13 protein-coding genes are annotated in these 14,314 nt (G+C 72.9%); 7 read left to right on the top strand and 6 right to left on the bottom strand.

Annotated features, from left to right (window positions below; translation table 11 throughout):
• The first annotated feature begins 139 nt into the window (after positions 1-139).
• Both FHU30_RS38340 and FHU30_RS38335 read left to right on the top strand, forming a co-directional pair.
• On the top strand, positions 140-424 hold the full coding sequence (locus FHU30_RS38340) for an acyl carrier protein (RefSeq protein WP_253882485.1): 285 nt from the start codon (positions 140-142) through the stop codon (positions 422-424).
• Position 425: 1 nt separating this feature from the next.
• Positions 426-1,844 (top strand): TrpB-like pyridoxal phosphate-dependent enzyme, encoded by a 1,419-nt coding sequence (locus FHU30_RS38335; RefSeq protein ID WP_253882484.1) that lies wholly within the window; start codon positions 426-428, stop codon positions 1,842-1,844.
• Between the two features lie 56 nt (positions 1,845-1,900).
• On the opposite strand, the gene FHU30_RS38330 is transcribed toward FHU30_RS38335, so the two are convergent.
• The 5 genes from FHU30_RS38330 to FHU30_RS38310 all read right to left on the bottom strand — a co-directional run bounded on the left by FHU30_RS38330 (position 1,901) and on the right by FHU30_RS38310 (position 7,122).
• Positions 1,901-3,328 carry an NAD(P)/FAD-dependent oxidoreductase gene (locus FHU30_RS38330; RefSeq protein ID WP_253882483.1) on the bottom strand — a complete coding sequence of 476 codons (1,428 nt, stop codon included), beginning with the start codon at positions 3,326-3,328 and terminating at the stop codon, positions 1,901-1,903.
• Positions 3,329-3,502: 174 nt separating this feature from the next.
• A complete protein-coding gene (locus FHU30_RS38325; RefSeq protein WP_253882482.1) occupies positions 3,503-4,270 on the bottom strand; it encodes an ABC transporter ATP-binding protein in 768 nt (255 codons plus the stop codon).
• Positions 4,270-5,289 carry a FecCD family ABC transporter permease gene (locus FHU30_RS38320; RefSeq protein WP_253882481.1) on the bottom strand — a complete coding sequence of 340 codons (1,020 nt, stop codon included), beginning with the start codon at positions 5,287-5,289 and terminating at the stop codon, positions 4,270-4,272. The genes FHU30_RS38325 and FHU30_RS38320 overlap by 1 nt, the downstream gene beginning before the upstream one ends.
• Positions 5,290-5,347: 58 nt before the next feature.
• Positions 5,348-6,436 carry an ABC transporter substrate-binding protein gene (locus FHU30_RS38315; RefSeq protein WP_253882480.1) on the bottom strand — a complete coding sequence of 363 codons (1,089 nt, stop codon included), beginning with the start codon at positions 6,434-6,436 and terminating at the stop codon, positions 5,348-5,350.
• A gap of 83 nt (positions 6,437-6,519) precedes the next feature.
• A complete protein-coding gene (locus FHU30_RS38310) occupies positions 6,520-7,122 on the bottom strand; it encodes a hypothetical protein (RefSeq protein WP_253882479.1) in 603 nt (200 codons plus the stop codon).
• A 164-nt stretch (positions 7,123-7,286) separates the two neighbouring features.
• Between FHU30_RS38310 and FHU30_RS38305 the strand changes: the two genes are divergently transcribed.
• From FHU30_RS38305 to hemC, 3 genes are all read left to right on the top strand, one after another.
• Positions 7,287-8,933 (top strand): alpha/beta fold hydrolase, encoded by a 1,647-nt coding sequence (locus FHU30_RS38305; protein WP_253882478.1) that lies wholly within the window; start codon positions 7,287-7,289, stop codon positions 8,931-8,933.
• Between the two features lie 137 nt (positions 8,934-9,070).
• Entirely contained in the window at positions 9,071-9,973 is a 903-nt protein-coding gene (locus tag FHU30_RS38300; RefSeq protein WP_253882477.1) for a hypothetical protein, read from the top strand.
• Positions 9,974-10,036: 63 nt separating this feature from the next.
• Complete coding sequence (gene hemC, locus FHU30_RS38295; protein WP_253882476.1) at positions 10,037-11,056, top strand: hydroxymethylbilane synthase; 1,020 nt, start codon at positions 10,037-10,039, stop codon at positions 11,054-11,056.
• Between the two features lie 11 nt (positions 11,057-11,067).
• Here hemC and FHU30_RS38290 read toward each other — a convergent pair whose 3' ends face one another.
• Entirely contained in the window at positions 11,068-11,667 is a 600-nt protein-coding gene (locus FHU30_RS38290) for a TetR/AcrR family transcriptional regulator (protein ID WP_253882475.1), read from the bottom strand.
• 97 nt (positions 11,668-11,764) lie between these two features.
• Between FHU30_RS38290 and FHU30_RS38285 the strand changes: the two genes are divergently transcribed.
• Together FHU30_RS38285 and FHU30_RS38280 are read left to right on the top strand one after the other, a co-directional pair.
• Entirely contained in the window at positions 11,765-12,460 is a 696-nt protein-coding gene (locus FHU30_RS38285) for an SDR family NAD(P)-dependent oxidoreductase (protein WP_253882474.1), read from the top strand.
• 127 nt (positions 12,461-12,587) lie between these two features.
• A complete protein-coding gene (locus FHU30_RS38280; RefSeq protein WP_253882473.1) occupies positions 12,588-14,312 on the top strand; it encodes a carboxylesterase/lipase family protein in 1,725 nt (574 codons plus the stop codon).
• Positions 14,313-14,314 lie beyond the last annotated feature (2 nt).

The raw sequence follows: 14,314 nt of genomic DNA, 5'->3' as shown, positions 1-14,314 counted from the left end.
CCACGGGGCCTGGCGGGCGGGGCCGGAGGCCCGCCGCGCCGACCCGCCGCGCGCTGCGTGCCGGCGGGAGCGTCCGACTATTCACGCACCCCTTTTTCCGTCACCGGCATTCCGCCCGCCTGCAGAAGAGGAAAATGCTGTGGATCGTGCCAAGAATCTGGATCTGGCAGCGGAGGTCAAGGACGTCATGATCGGCGTGCTGGAACTCGGCATTGACCGCGCGCAACTCGACGAGTCGGTTTCGCTCTATTCGCCGGCGGTCGGGCTCGACTCGCTGAGCCTGCTGCACATCCTCGTGCAGGCCGAGGAGCGGTTCGGCGTCGAGATCGACGACGAGGACGTGATGGCCGCCGAGCTGAGCGACGTCGGCAGCCTGGTCGCCATGATCCGCACGGTCGTCGACGCGAAGGGGACGGGCGAATAGCATGCGCCAGGTTTTCCACCTCGACACGTCCCAGGTTCCGACGCACTGGTACAACATCCTCGCCGACCTCCCGGTGGAGGTCCCCGCGCCGCGCTCCGCTCCCCGCGCGAACGCCCGGACGAACGGGACAGTGCCCGGCGTGGACGGCGAAGGTGGTGATGCTGACGTTGAGGCGAACGGGCACGGCACGCCGGTTCGGCCGCAGTTGCCGCTGTCGATGTACCGGCAGAGCATCGGCCGCACCCGGCACGTGGAGATCCCCGGGCCCGTCCGCGAGGAGTACCAGCGGTGGCGGCCCACACCGCTGTACCGCGCGTCCCGGCTGGAAAGGGCGCTCGACACCCCCGCGCACATCTATTTCAAGTACGAGGGGACGAGCCCGTCCGGCAGCCACAAGATAAACACGGCGCTGGCGCAGGCCTACTACTACGCCCAGTCCGGGGTCAAGCAGATGGTCACGGGCACCGGCGCCGGGCAGTGGGGCACCGCCCTGTCGATGGCGTGCCTGCCGTACGGCATGGAGTGCACGGTGTTCATGGTGCGGTCCAGCTACCGGCAGAAGCCGTACCGGGGCACGCTGATGCGGCTGAACGGCGCCCGCGTCATCGAGAGCCCGAGCATGGAGACCGAGGTGGGACGGGCCGCGCTGCGCGCCGACCCCGACTCGCCGGGCAGCCTCGGGATCGCGAACGCCGAGGCCATCGAGTACGCGTCCGGACGCAAGGACGCGCGGTTCTCGATCGGTAGCGGCGAGAACCACGTCCTCCTGCACCAGACCGTCATCGGTGAGGAGGCGCTGCTCCAGATGGAGAAGGCGGGGGAGTTCCCCGACGTGGTGATCGGGGCGATGGGCGCGGGCAGCAACTTCGCCGGCATCGCGTTCCCGTTCTACCGGGAGGCGATGCAGGACCATCCCGGCACCCGGTTCCTGGCCGTCGAGCCCGACGCCTGCCCCAAGATGACCCGCGGCAGCTACCTCATGGACCACACCGACTATTCAGGCGTGACGCCCATGGTGAAGATGTACACGCTGGGCCACACGTTCACGGCGTACCACATCCACGCAGGCGGCCTGCGCTACCACGGCGCCGCGCCGATCGTGAGCGCGATGTACCACGAGGGGCTGGTCGAGGCGACGTCCTATAGCCAGAGCCGCGTCTTCGAGAGCGGCATGGCCTTCGCGCGGGCCGAGGGCCTCGTACCCGCGCCGGAGTCCGCGCACGCCGTGGCCGCCGCGATCGACGAGGCGGTCAGGGCGCGCGAGGAAGGGCGCGAGCGCGTGATCCTTTTCGGTCTGAGCGGGCACGGGCTGCTCGACCTCAGCGCCTACGAGATGCACCTCGCGGGGGAGACCGTCGATGTCGTCCCCACCGATGAGCAGATCCAGGCGTCGCTGCGTCCGCTGATCGAATCGTCCTGACAGGCGCGGACCCGAGCGCAGGCCCAGCGCGCGCCCGGGTTCAGGTTCGGGCTCGCTCAGCCGGTCGCCTGGTGCGCCTTGGGCTTGGACTTCGCGGACGACGATCCCGAGGACGACGCCTTGGCGCCGCCGTGCTGCGCCTGGCCGTCCTGCTTGGCCTTCGCCCTGGCGTCCGCCCCGCCACCGGACGACGGCTTGTCCGCAGGGTAGATACCGAGCTGCTCGGCCGCGGTCAGCGCCGCGTGCGAGTCGGTGACCAGGCCGAACGAGGTCGGCGCGGGCCGGGTGAGCGCGTGCATGAACCAGTCGGACGCGAGCCGGGCCTGGTTGCTGAGCGACTCCAGCGACATCAGGTGGTACGCGCTCGCGACGGCCTTGGCGGGCAGCCCGACCAGCGGCACGTGCAGCGGGCTCGCGACGCCCTTGAACCCGCCGAGGTCGGCGACCATGCCCAGGTCGTGGTGGCGGTAGGGGCGCGCCTCGCCGCGGCCGAGCGAGGCCGCGATGTTGCGGGCGAGGGCCGGGCCCTGCCGCATGGCGTGCTGGGCGGTCTGGCCGCAGATCGCGCCGGGCTCCCCGGTGAGGTCCGGGACGGCCGCGGCGTCGCCGAGCGCGAACACGTCGGTATACCCGGGCACGCGCATCTCCGCGTTCACCACCAGCCGGCCGCGGTCGGTCGGCAGGCCGAGGCGGCCCATCAGCGGGCTGGCCGACACTCCGGCCGTCCAGACCAGCAGGCGGCACGGCACGCGGGTGCCGTCGGTGAACGTCGCGGAGTCGGCGGTGACCTCCTTCACCGACATGCCGAGCCGCACCTCGATGCCCTCGGACCGCAGCGCCTTCAGCGCCTTGTCCGGCAGGTCGCCGCCGAGCTGCGGCATGACCGAGTCGGCCATGTCGAGCAGGATCCAGCGCGTGGTGAGGTGCGGGTTCGCGGCGGCCGCCAGGCGGCGCGCCTGCGCGACGTACTCCGCGCCCGCCAGGCCGGCGCCGACCACGATGAACGTGGTGAGCGCCTCCTTCTCTGCCGCGTCCTGGGTGCTGGCGGCCATGTCCAGGTTCGCCAGCACCCGGTCGAACAGGTAGACGGCCTCGGTGATCGTCTTGAACCCGTGCGCGTGCTCCTTCAGCCCCGGGATGTCGAAGATCCGGGTGACCGCGCCGGGCGCCAGGACGAGCCGGTCCCAGTTCATCTCGTGGTGCCGGCCCATCGGGTCCCGGACGGTGATCGTCTTCCCGTCCAGGTCGGCGTCGACGACGCTGCCGCGCACGAAGCGGGTGCGCTTGAGCGTGCGCAGCGACACCGCCACCGAGGCGGGGTGCACGCGCCCGCCCGCGACGTGCGGGAGCAGCGGCGTGTAGAGGTGGTAGTCCTTGGGGTTCACCACGACCAGCTCGGCCGCGTTCCTGGGCAGCAGGCGCTGAAGCGTTCTCAGGCAGTGGAAGCCCCCGAAACCCGCCCCGACAGCGACGATTCGTGTCATACACCTCTCTGTCCCCGCGCCGCCCGGCCGCACGCGACCGCGCCCCGCACGCGGACGGAGTGCTGAAGAAGTCTTTGCCTCGGCGCGGGATAGCCGCCCGGCCGAGGCCGCCGAGCGACGTCCAAGACGGCGCCGTGGGGCGGCCTCCGGGACGTCCCCGGAGGCCGCCCGCGCTCAGACCGGCGAGGCGACCGCGATGTGCGGCCGTCCGGTCAGCGGATGCGGCCCGACGTGGGCGCGCACCCCGAACACCTCGGCGATGAACTCGGGCGTGAGCACCTCCAGCGGCGGCCCGGCCGCCCGGACCCGCCCGTCCCGCAGCACCACGATGTGGTCGCAGTACGCGGCCGCGTGGTCCAGGTCGTGCAGCGCGGCGAGCACGGTCAGGCCGAGCGAGCGGACCAGGTCGAGCAGGCCGAGCTGCGCGCCGACGTCCAGGTGGTTGGTCGGTTCGTCCAGGACCAGCAGCGGGGCGCGCTGGGCGAGCGCGCGGGCGAGCAGGACGCGCTGGCGCTCCCCGCCCGACAGCGTGCTGAACAGCCGGTCGTCCCGGCCGTCCATGCCGACCCGCTCCAGCGATTCGGCGACCACCGAGCGGTCGGACGCGGTCTCGCGGTCCAGCAGCCCTTGGTGAGCGGCGCGGCCCATCGCGACGACCTCGGCGACGGTGAACTCGCCGCCGGGATCACCATGCTGGGTGACGGCGGCGCGGCGGCGGGCGGCCGTGCGGGGACGCATCCGCCACAGGTCGTCGCCGTCCAGCGAGACCACGCCCGCGCTCGGACGCAGCGTCCGGTAGACCGTCCGCAGCAGAGTCGACTTGCCGCTGCCGTTGGGCCCGACGAGCCCGACGAACTGGCCGGGCGCGGCGGTCAGCTCCACGCCGGAGACGATCGGGGCGCCGTCGATGGCGGCGGTGACGCCGTGGAGGTCGAGGCGCATCAGGCCGCCCCTCCCGTCCGGCGGCGCAGCAGCCACAGGAAGAACGGCACGCCGATCGCGGTGGTGAACACCCCGACCGGCAGCTCGTTCGGCCGGTCCACCGTCCGCGTCGCCAGGTCGACGACCACCAGGAACACCGCGCCGAGCAGCGTCGCGACGGGCAGCACGCGCCGGTGGTCGGCGCCGACCGCGAACCGGGCGGCGTGCGGCACCATGAGCCCGACGAACCCGATGCCGCCGACGACGCTGACGGCGGTGGCGGTGAGCAGCGACGCGACGGCCAGCAGCGCCAGCCGGAGCGTCCGGACGGGGGTGCCGAGCGCGGTCGCCGCGTCGTCCCCGGCCAGCAGCGCGTTCAGGCGCCGCGCCTGGAGCAGCAGGTAGGCGGTGCAGGCGGCGATCACGGCGGCGGGCAGCCGCAGGTCGTGCCAGGTCGCGCCCGCGATGCTGCCCATCAGCCAGAACATCAGCCGTTGCAGCTCCGAGGGGTCGAGCTGGAGCTGGACGTAGCTGGTCGCGGCCTGGCACAGGTAGCCGACGGCGACCCCGGCCAGCACCAGCCGCGAGTCGAGCAGCCGCCCGCCGCGCTGCGCCAGCACGTACACCAGCAGGACGCTCAGCAGCGCCGACACGAACGCCGCGCCGGTCACGCCGAGCCCGCCGAGCGCGGGCGCGCCGACCGCCGCGACCAGCACCGCCCCGAGCGACGCCCCGGACGACACGCCCAGCACGTACGGATCGGCCAGCGGGTTGCGGACGAGCGCCTGCAGCGCCACACCCGCCGCGCTGAGCCCGGCCCCGACCAGGGCCGCGACCAGCACGCGCGGTGTCCGGATGTCCCAGACGACCTGGTCCCGCAGCGGGTCGGTGTCGCCGGACCCGGTGAGATGCGCGGCGATCACCCGCCAGACCGCGCCGAGCGGCAGCGTGACCGAGCCGAGCGAGATCGCGATGACGCACACGGCGACCAGCGCCACCGCGAGCCCGCCGATCAGCACGCCCGTGAACGCCCCGGACACGAGATGCGGCCTCCGAACGGGCGTGGCGGCAGGCCGGGTCCGGGTCACGGGATTGCGGCTAGCCAGCACCGTGCACCGCCTTGGCGATCTTCTCCACGGCCCAGGCGTTGAGCGGCCCGAGGAACGCGCCGTCCGAGACGGTGGTGTAGGTCCCGGTGCGGGACGCGCGCCACTGCGGATACGCGGCGAACAGCTTGCGCGCCTCGCCCGCCGGGTCCTCCTTGGGCGTGAAGACGCCGACGACCAGGACGTCCACCTGCGCGGACGCGAGCTGCTCCCTGTTCAGCGTGCTGGTGGTGTCGCGGTCGCGTCCGGCGAACGCGTTGACGCCGCCCGCCGCGCGGATGACGTCGTCGGTGATCCGCCCGGTCATGACGGCGGGCAGGCCGTTGGCGTTCATCATCGCCATGCCCGGGTACGCGAGCAGCACCTTCCTCGGCTGCCCGCCCGCGACCGTGCGGCGCACGACGTCCACGCGCGCGCGAAGATCCTGGACGACCTGCGCGGCCCTGTACTGGACGTCGAAGATCCGTCCGAGCAGCAGCAGGAACGCCCGCGACGAGTCGACCGACACCGACGCGTACGCCTTCTTCTCGGCGAGTGTGGCGTTCGGCTTGCCGAGCGCGCAGTTCACCGGGTTGACCAGCGTGTTCGCGCCCGCGGCGGTGAACTGCTCGCGGGTGGCCAGGCCGCGCTTGGGGTCGAACCCGCCCGTCCAGGTGGAGACGACGAGGTCGGGCTTGGTGGCGAGGGCCTGCTCTGCGGGCACCTCGAAATTGCGGTTCATGGTGAGGCCGCGCTTGGGCAGCGCCGCGACCTTGGCGGTCATCGTCGGGTCGTCCGAGACGCCGTAGGACTGCGCGTTCGCGAACACGTGGCCCTGCAGCCCGAGCAGCACGAAGCTCTCGGACTCGGCCACCGACGTGCCGTTCAGGATGAGCACCCGCTGCGGCGGACGCGTGAAGGTGACCTTCTGCCCGCAGTTGTCGAGGGTGAACGGGTAGGACGTCCGTCCGGGCGAGGACGGGACGCCGTCGGACGCGCCGGACGAGGCGGCCTTGGTGCTCGCGCATCCGGCGACGGTGCCCGCGCTTCCGGCGACGAGCAGGGCGGCCGTCACGGCCGCCGGGATCCTGCGATTGAACATGGGGGTCGTTCCCTGTGATCCGGTGGTGTTCGGGCATGCGAGGGCACGCCGGCCGGCCCACCGGCACCAGGCAGAGGGCGGGCTCAGGCGGCGTGCAGCGCGCCTGCCGGCGGGCCCCGCCGCCGCACGGCCCGCGCGAGCAGCACACCGAGCCGGGGAGCGGGGGAGTCGGGAACGACGATCCACGGCGCGCGCTCCGGCGCGTCCGGGCGCCCGAGCAGCAGAAGCACGATCGCCACGACGGCGAAGACCGCACCGGCCAGCCACCACAGCGTCCGCTCGGCCCCGGCCAGCAGCACCGCGGCCGCGACGGCCGCGAGCGCGTGCCCGCCCAGCATCGACCAGCTCATCCCGCCCGCCGGGGGCGGCGGAGCTGCGGCGGCCATGTCGTGGTGCATGCCCGTCCCGGCGAAGGCCGTGCCGGCGAACGCCGTGAACGCCAGGTGGAACGCCACCTGCGCCCACCCGACCACGACGAGGATCTTCCAGAACGACATCATCCGGCCCGCGACCGCGACGCACAGCACGCCGACCACGGCGCCGGTGCCGGCCACGGCGGGCAGCGGCGGGACGCAGCACGCGCCGCGTCCGCCGATCGTGTGGCCCGCGAGCGCGAGCGCGGTGCACGTCGCCGCGAGGAACAGCCCGCGCGCGCACCGCGCCCCCGCCGCCCCCGAAACGATCACGGGCCAAGCCTAGGAGCCCCGGCGCCCGGTCCCGCACCGACCCCGGCGATGGGGAGGATCGGCCCGCGTGCGCACGGCGGAGGCGCAGGAGGCGCGGGTGTCGCGAGAAAGGCTCGTGTATTTGGTTACGCCCGCATCACAACGTGATCGCGAGCATGAGCGCCATGACCCGATCACGAGCACTCGCCGGCGCCACGGCCTGCCTGGCCGCCGCCGTCGCCACCGCTCTCATGCCCGTGGCGGCCATCGCCGCCGCACCGGCTCCGGGCCAGGCGTCCAAGGTCGCCTGGCAGCCCTGCCGGCAGTTTTCGGACGCGGCACTGAAGGCCATGATGCCGCCCGAGCAGATCCCCGAGTTCAAGAAGCTCTGGGCGCGCACGGAATGCGGGACGCTCTCCGTGCCGCTCGACTACCGCAAACCGTCCGGACGGCACATCACCATCGCCGTGACCAGATTGAAGGCCGTCGACCAGAAGCACCGGCTCGGCAGCATCGCGCTGAACCCGGGCGGGCCGGGCGGCAGCGGCTACCTGATGCCGGTCGAGTACGTCATGCAGCGCTCGGTCGGCATCGGCGCCAAGCTGAACCAGCGGTACGACCTCATCGGCTTCGACCCGCGCGGCGTCGGCTACAGCAGCAAGCTCGACTGCGCGAAGGGCGCGCCGCCGCCGCAGTCGGGCTCGCCCGTCAGCAAGGCGGACGCGCAGAAGCGCTACGACTGGGTCGTCCAGAACAACAAGGCGTGCGCCAAGCAGGACCCGGCGTTCCTCGGCGGGCTCACCACCGCCAACGTCGCGCGCGACATGGACCGCATCCGCGCCGGGATCGGCGAGAAGAAGCTGAGCTACCTCGGTGTCTCGTGGGGGACGTGGCTGGGCGCGCTCTACCGCGACCTGTTCCCCGGCAAGGTCGGGCTGATGTGGCTGGACAGCACCGCGCTGCCCGACTTCCGGCTGGACGCGTTCTTCGCCGGACGCGCCAAGGCCACCGCCGTGGACTTCGGGCGCTACGCCGCCTGGGTCGCGGCGCGGAACTCCACCTACGGGTTCGGCACCACCGCGCGCCAGGTCCAGGCCGCGATCGTCGCGATGGAGAAGGAGCTGAACGCCCACCCCAAGACCTTCACCGACCTGCCGGGACGCAACTTCGACGGGTTCATCGCCGCGCGGCTCGCGGGCCAGCCGAGCCTGGACTGGCCGAGCACGGCCGCGCTGCTCAAGGCCCTGCGCGACGCCAAGAGCGGCCAGCCGGCGCCCGCGCTGATCAAGCAGTTCTTCGGGCCGCCGCCCGGCGGTGGCGGCCAGCCCCCGGCCGACCTGCCCGAGCAGTTCAACACGACGATGAACCAGGCGGTGTTCTGCAACGAGGACACCGGCCCGCGCGACTTCGGCACCTTCTGGAAGGCCTACCAGAAGGACCTCAAGCAGTACCCCGCCACCGGCCTGCTCACCCTGCCGGTCAACATGTGCGCGGGCTGGCCGCTGCCCGTCCAGCCCGTCCGGCTGCACCACAGCAACGCGCCGCTGGTGATGTCGGCGCACCGCTACGAGGTGCCGTCGCCCTACCCGTGGTCGCTGCAGATGCGGTCGGCCGTGGGCGGGTCCGTGCTGACCGTGGACGACGACGTGCACGGGTCGGCGGCGGGCATGCCGACGGACTGCGCGGCGCACATCACGTCCTACTTCGCCACCGGACGCCCTGACAACGGCACGTGCAAGGGCCTCCCGGCCCCGACGTCGACGGAGCCGCAGCCGCGGCCGGGCGCCCAGAAGTCCTTCACCGGCCTGTTCGCCCAGCCATCGGGGGTCTGACCCCGAGGGGCGGATGAGCCGTTCACCATAGATGCCCGGGCCGTCATGGGACGGCCCGGGCCCGGTGCGTCCGCGCTGCGACCGCCGCACTTCGCGTTTCTTTCATGGGGATTTGTTCGTTCTGCGAGGATGCTCCGGTGAGCGAACGGGCAGGGTGGCGGATCAGCCCCTACAAGGGTCTCGACGGGATGCTTCCGGGCGGCGTTCCGCTCGGCGCCGACAGGACGGCGGTGGCGGGCCGCCTCGCCGAGGCGTTCGGCGACGCGCTCGGCGAGGTGCGGGCGTTCCGGAAGGCCGCCTGGCAGCTGGGCCTGTGCGACCACTACCTCGACGGCGGCCTGATCCTGCACCACGACGACCAGGACCGGATCGTCTACATCGAGGTCTTCGAACCCGCTCCCGTGTCCCACAGCGGTGTCGCCCTGCTCGGACGGCCCTACGCCGACGTCGTGGCCGACCTGCGCGGCGCGGGCGAGCGCGTGGTCGAGGACCACGACGGCTGCGACGTCCCGGACGCCGGGTTCAACCTCGCGGCCGACGACGCGTCCGAGCCGGTGACGTGCGTGGGCGTCTACGTCCGCAGTCCGGCCGGCAGCGTCCTCGGCATGTCGGACGAGGACGGGGTCGCGCCGATCACCGACCACCGCCTGGTCTCGCGCGAGGGCACCGAACTCGTCCGGCTCGGCCAGGACAAGCAGGAGCTGCGCCGGCTGCTCGGGCCCGCGATGCAGAGCCGCCCCGACTACGGCGGCGAGACGCAGGACTGGTACTTCGACCACGGCCTGATCCTCGACTTCGACGCGTCCGACCGGCTGGCCAGGCTGGCGATCGGCTTCGTCGGCGTCCGGGGGACGGCCCGGTTCCGCGGCGTCCCGCTGCTCGACCGGCCGTACGCCGAGGTCGTCGCCGACCTGGAGGCGCAGGACGTCCGCGTCGAGCACGGCGAACTCATCGGACGGGTGCCCGACCACGGCTTCGCGCTGCTGCTGCACGGCCACCAGAACCCGGCCATGCCGGTCTGCGCCGTCGTCTTCACCTGACCGGGGCGCGCCCTATACCCACCCCGGACGGGCCCGCGCCGGACGGTCCCCTACGTTGAACGGGTGCTGAATCAGCGACGCATCCGCCTGGGGTCACGCAAGTCGCCGATGGCCATGGCCCAGGCCCGCCACGTCCAGGGCCTGATCACCGGCCTGGCGGACGGCCCGGAGGTCGAGATCGTCGGCATCCAGACGTCCGGCGACACCTGGCAGGGCGACCTGGCCGCGCTCGGCGGCAAGGGCAGCTTCCTGAAAGAGATCGACAAGGCCCTGGTCGCGGGCGAGATCGACATGGCGGTCAACTGCCTGAAGGACATCCCCGGCGACGTCCCGCTCCCGTCCGGCACCCTGATCGCCGCCTACCTGGAGCGGGACGACGTGCACGACGCCGTGGTGTTCCCCGCCGGGTCGGAGCACCGGTCGCTGGCCGACCTGCCGCCGGGCGCGCTCGTGGCGACCTCGGCGGTGCGCCGCAAGGCCCAGCTGCTCCGCCTGCGTCCGGACCTGCGCGTCGAGCGGATCCGAGGCAACGTCAACACCCGCCTCGCCAAGCTCGACGGCGAGCACAAGAGCGACGGCGGGCACGGGAGCGACAGCGAGCACGGGAGCGACGGCGAGCGCGAGGCGGAGGACGGCGGCGGGTTCGACGCGCTGATCGTCGCGTCCGCCGGGCTGGAGCGCATCGGGATGACCGAGCGCATCGGCGAGGTTCTGCCACTGGACGAGATGGTCCCGGCCGTCGGCGCGGGCGTCCTGACCGTGCATGCGCGCGAATCCGACCTCGGCCTGATCGAGCTGCTGCGGCAACTGGACGACCCCGAGACGCAGCTGCACGCCACCGCCGAGCGCTCGATGCTGCACGGCTTGCAAGGCCACTGCAACTCGCCGATCGCCGGATACTGCACCAGCACCCCGGACGGGCGCCTCTCGCTGATCGGGATGGTCTTCACCAGCGAGGGCGACGAGTTCGTCCGCGTCCAGGAAACCGACGAATCCGACCGCGCCCGCGAACTCGGCGCTCTCGTGGCGTCAACGCTGGCCCGGAAGGGCGCCCTCGACATCATCGAAGGCATTCCGCACTGACCCAGCGGCCCTTATGCGGAGCGAAGGCCGAGCAGGTCGTCGACCTGGACGCCGAGCAGTTCATCCGGAATGGACGACCCCGTCAGGGCGCAATAGACGATCGGCCCGAGAAGGGCGTCGAGCGTGGCGTCCAAAGGGAGCTTCGGTGAGATCTCGCCTGCTTCGGCGGCGCGGGCGAGCAGGTCGCGTTCCAGGTCACGGCGCGGGCCGAGGTAGCGCTTGTGGAAACTCTCGGCCGTCGCGGGGTCGTGCTGCGCTTCGGCGATGAGCGCTAGCAGCACCTTTCCCGCCGGGTCGTCGGTCAGGAACCGCGCGAAAGCGCGAACGTACTCGCGGACGGTCTCCGCCGTGGCCTTTTCGAGGGGGAGGGAAAGGCGCTTCCCGGTGTCCTCGATGAGGGTGTCGAGCAGGATCTCGACCTTGGACGGCCACCAGCGGTAGATGGTCTGCTTGGCGACGCCCGCGCGGCGCGCGATGGACTCGATGGTCAGCCTGCCGAAGCCGGTCTCGGCGAGCAGGTCGTCGGCGGCGTGCAGGACGGCCAGGCGCGCGGCCTCGTCGCGCCGGTTGCCGGAACGCGTCCTGCGGGGCGGTGGGCTGGCGGCGGGCATGCGCAAACGATACCGGCCGGCCGTCCCGCGGGTGGGCGCGCTTGTCTAGACGAAACGTCTCGTCTAATCTGGCGCCGCCGACCACGAAGGAGGGCCCATGCCCGCACCGTCCATCCGCCACGCCCTGGTCATCGGGGCGTCCCGAGGTCTCGGGCTCGTCCTCGCCGAGGAGCTCGCGCGCCGCGAATGGCACGTCATCGCCACCACCCGGCAGTCCGGCGGCGCCCTCCAGGTGAGCGCCGACACCTCGGACGGCCGCCTGACCGTCGAGAACCTGGAGATGACCAGCCCCGAGCAGCTGGCCGCGCTGCGCGGGCGGCTCGACGGCCGCCGCGTCGACCTGCTGTTCGTGAACGCCGCGATCGACCGCGGCGACGTGCCGATCGGCGAGGTCCCGACCGGGATGTTCACCGACGTGATGATCACCAACGCGCTGAGCCCGCTGCGCGCCCTCGAAACCCTGCGCGACCTGGTCGTCCCCGGCGGGACGGTCGCGGTCATGTCGTCCGAGCAGGGCAGCATCACGCGCAACACCGAGGGCGGCTACGAGCTGTACAAGGCGAGCAAGGCCGCGCTCAACCAGCTGATGCGCAGCTACGCCACCCGGCACGGCGACGACGGCCGCACCAAGCTGCTCATCGACCCGGGCCACAACAAGACCGCGCTCGGCGGTCCGGACGCGCCGCTCGTCCCGGAGGAGAGCATCCCGCTGGTCGTGGACGTCCTGGAAGACCAGGCGGGCGCGCCCGGCCTCCGGTTCCTCGACCGGTACGGCGACGTCGTCCCCTGGTAGGAACGGCCGCTGACGGGCCCCGCACGGACGGGCGGCGGGCACGGTCAGCGGACCGTGCGCGGACGGTGCGCGGCGGCGGCGAAGGTTCCCTCATCGACACCAGCGAACGATGACTTGGAGCCCGACGATGAAGCACCCCGTGAAGCTCACGATCGCCCCCGCCGCCCTCGGCCTCGCCCTCGTCACCGGCTGCGGAACCGCCGCCGCCACGACCACCGCCGCCACCACCGCCGGCGGGAAGGCGCAGGCACCGATCACCGTCAAGACCGACGCCGGGACCCTGCGCGGAGCAGCGAACGGCCAGACGCACCAGTTCCTCGGCGTGCCCTACGCCGCGCCGCCGGTGGGCCCGCTGCGGTGGAAGGCCCCGCAGGCGGTGCGTCCGTGGCAGGGCGTGCGGGCCGCGACGGCGAGCGGCCCGGCGTGCGTCGGCCCGACCTACAACCTCCCGGCCGGGACGAGCGTCAGCGAGGACTGCCTGACCGTCAACGTCACCACCCCGGCGGCCGCTCCGACCCGTCCCCGGCCGGTGATGGTGTTCGTGCACGGCGGCGACTTCACCTCCGGTACCGGCAGCGCGTTCGACCCGGCGCGGATGGCGGCGCGCGGCGACGTCGTCGTGGTCACGCTCAACTACCGGCTCGGCGTGTTCGGCTTCTTCGGCTACCCGGGCCTGAAGGGATCGGGCGACTTCGGGTTGCAGGACCAGCAGGCCGCGCTGCGCTGGGTGCACCGCAACGCGCACGCCTTCGGCGGGGACGCCTCGAACGTCACGCTGTTCGGCCAGTCCGCCGGGTCCGCCGCCGTCTGCGCGCAGCTCACCTCACCGGCCGCGCGCGGCGCGTTCAGCAAGGTGATCCTGCAGAGCGCGAGCTGCGGCACCCTGGAGCCGCGCCTCTACCCGGGAGCGCCGGCGCCCGAGTCCCACGACGTCTCGCCGTGGGCGCCGCTGAAGGCCGTGACCGCACGCGGCACGACGCTGGCCGGCAAGCTCGGCTGCGCCGCGCACGCCGACCCGGTGGACTGCCTGCGGGCCGCCTCGGTCGACGCGCTCGCCGGTCCGAAGACGGCGACCGACCCGACCTTCCCGGCGTTCGGCACGCCCGCCTACGGCACCCCGACGCTGCCCTCGAAGCCCGACCAGGCGATCCGCCAGGGCCGGTTCGCCCGCGTCCCGGTGCTGGCCGGGCACACCCGCGACGAAGGGCGGTTCGTCACCTCGTCCATCGTGAACCCGGCCTTCGGCAAGGTCACCTTCACTCCGGATGTCTACGCCAAGCTGACCGACGCCGCCTACGGGCCGCGCGCCGCCGCCGTCCGCCGCGCCTACCAGCCGTCCGCCTACGCCGGTGACCTGCTGCCCGGCACTCCCGCCGCCGACCGGACGAACATGGAGGGCGCCCTTGCCTGGGCGGCGATCGAGACCGACCGCGCGACCGCCTGCCCGATGCTCGCCGACGCCGACGCGCTGTCGCGGCAGGTCCCGACCTTCGTCTACGAGTTCGCCGACCGGACGGCGCCGACCTGGCTGCCCGTCCCCGCGTACTTCCCCGGCGGCGCCGCGCACCTGACCGACCTGCCGTACCTGTTCGCCACGACGCGTCCCGCGATGCCCGGCGCCGACAACGGCCCGGCGCGGCTCATCGCCACCCAGCAGCGGCTGTCCGACCAGATGACCGCCTACTGGACGTCCTTCGCCCGCCACGGCTCCCCGAACAACCCCGCCGCCCCGGCCTGGACCCGCTACCGCGCGACCGCCCCGCACGTGCAGGAGCTCGCCGCCGGCGGCACCGGCACCGGCCCGATCACCAACGACGCCTCCGCCCACAAGTGCACCACCTGGACCCGCTGACG

Origin of the sequence: Actinomadura rupiterrae (assembly GCF_024172125.1) — a bacterium.
Taxonomy (GTDB): Bacteria; Actinomycetota; Actinomycetes; order Streptosporangiales; family Streptosporangiaceae; genus Spirillospora; species Spirillospora rupiterrae.
This window is presented reverse-complemented; position numbering and strand designations above follow the sequence as displayed.

Bases quoted from the DNA above. Each gene is read 5' to 3' on its own strand.
- FHU30_RS38325 (WP_253882482.1), bottom strand. From the start codon at position 4,270: ATGCGCCTCGACCTCCACGGCGTCACCGCCGCCATCGACGGCGCCCCG.
- FHU30_RS38315 (WP_253882480.1), bottom strand. From the start codon at position 6,436: ATGTTCAATCGCAGGATCCCGGCGGCCGTGACGGCCGCCCTGCTCGTC.
- FHU30_RS38305 (WP_253882478.1), top strand. From the start codon at position 7,287: ATGACCCGATCACGAGCACTCGCCGGCGCCACGGCCTGCCTGGCCGCC.
- FHU30_RS38290 (WP_253882475.1), bottom strand. From the start codon at position 11,667: ATGCCCGCCGCCAGCCCACCGCCCCGCAGGACGCGTTCCGGCAACCGG.
- FHU30_RS38330 (WP_253882483.1), bottom strand. From the start codon at position 3,328: ATGACACGAATCGTCGCTGTCGGGGCGGGTTTCGGGGGCTTCCACTGC.
- FHU30_RS38280 (WP_253882473.1), top strand. From the start codon at position 12,588: ATGAAGCACCCCGTGAAGCTCACGATCGCCCCCGCCGCCCTCGGCCTC.
- FHU30_RS38285 (WP_253882474.1), top strand. From the start codon at position 11,765: ATGCCCGCACCGTCCATCCGCCACGCCCTGGTCATCGGGGCGTCCCGA.
- FHU30_RS38335 (WP_253882484.1), top strand. From the start codon at position 426: ATGCGCCAGGTTTTCCACCTCGACACGTCCCAGGTTCCGACGCACTGG.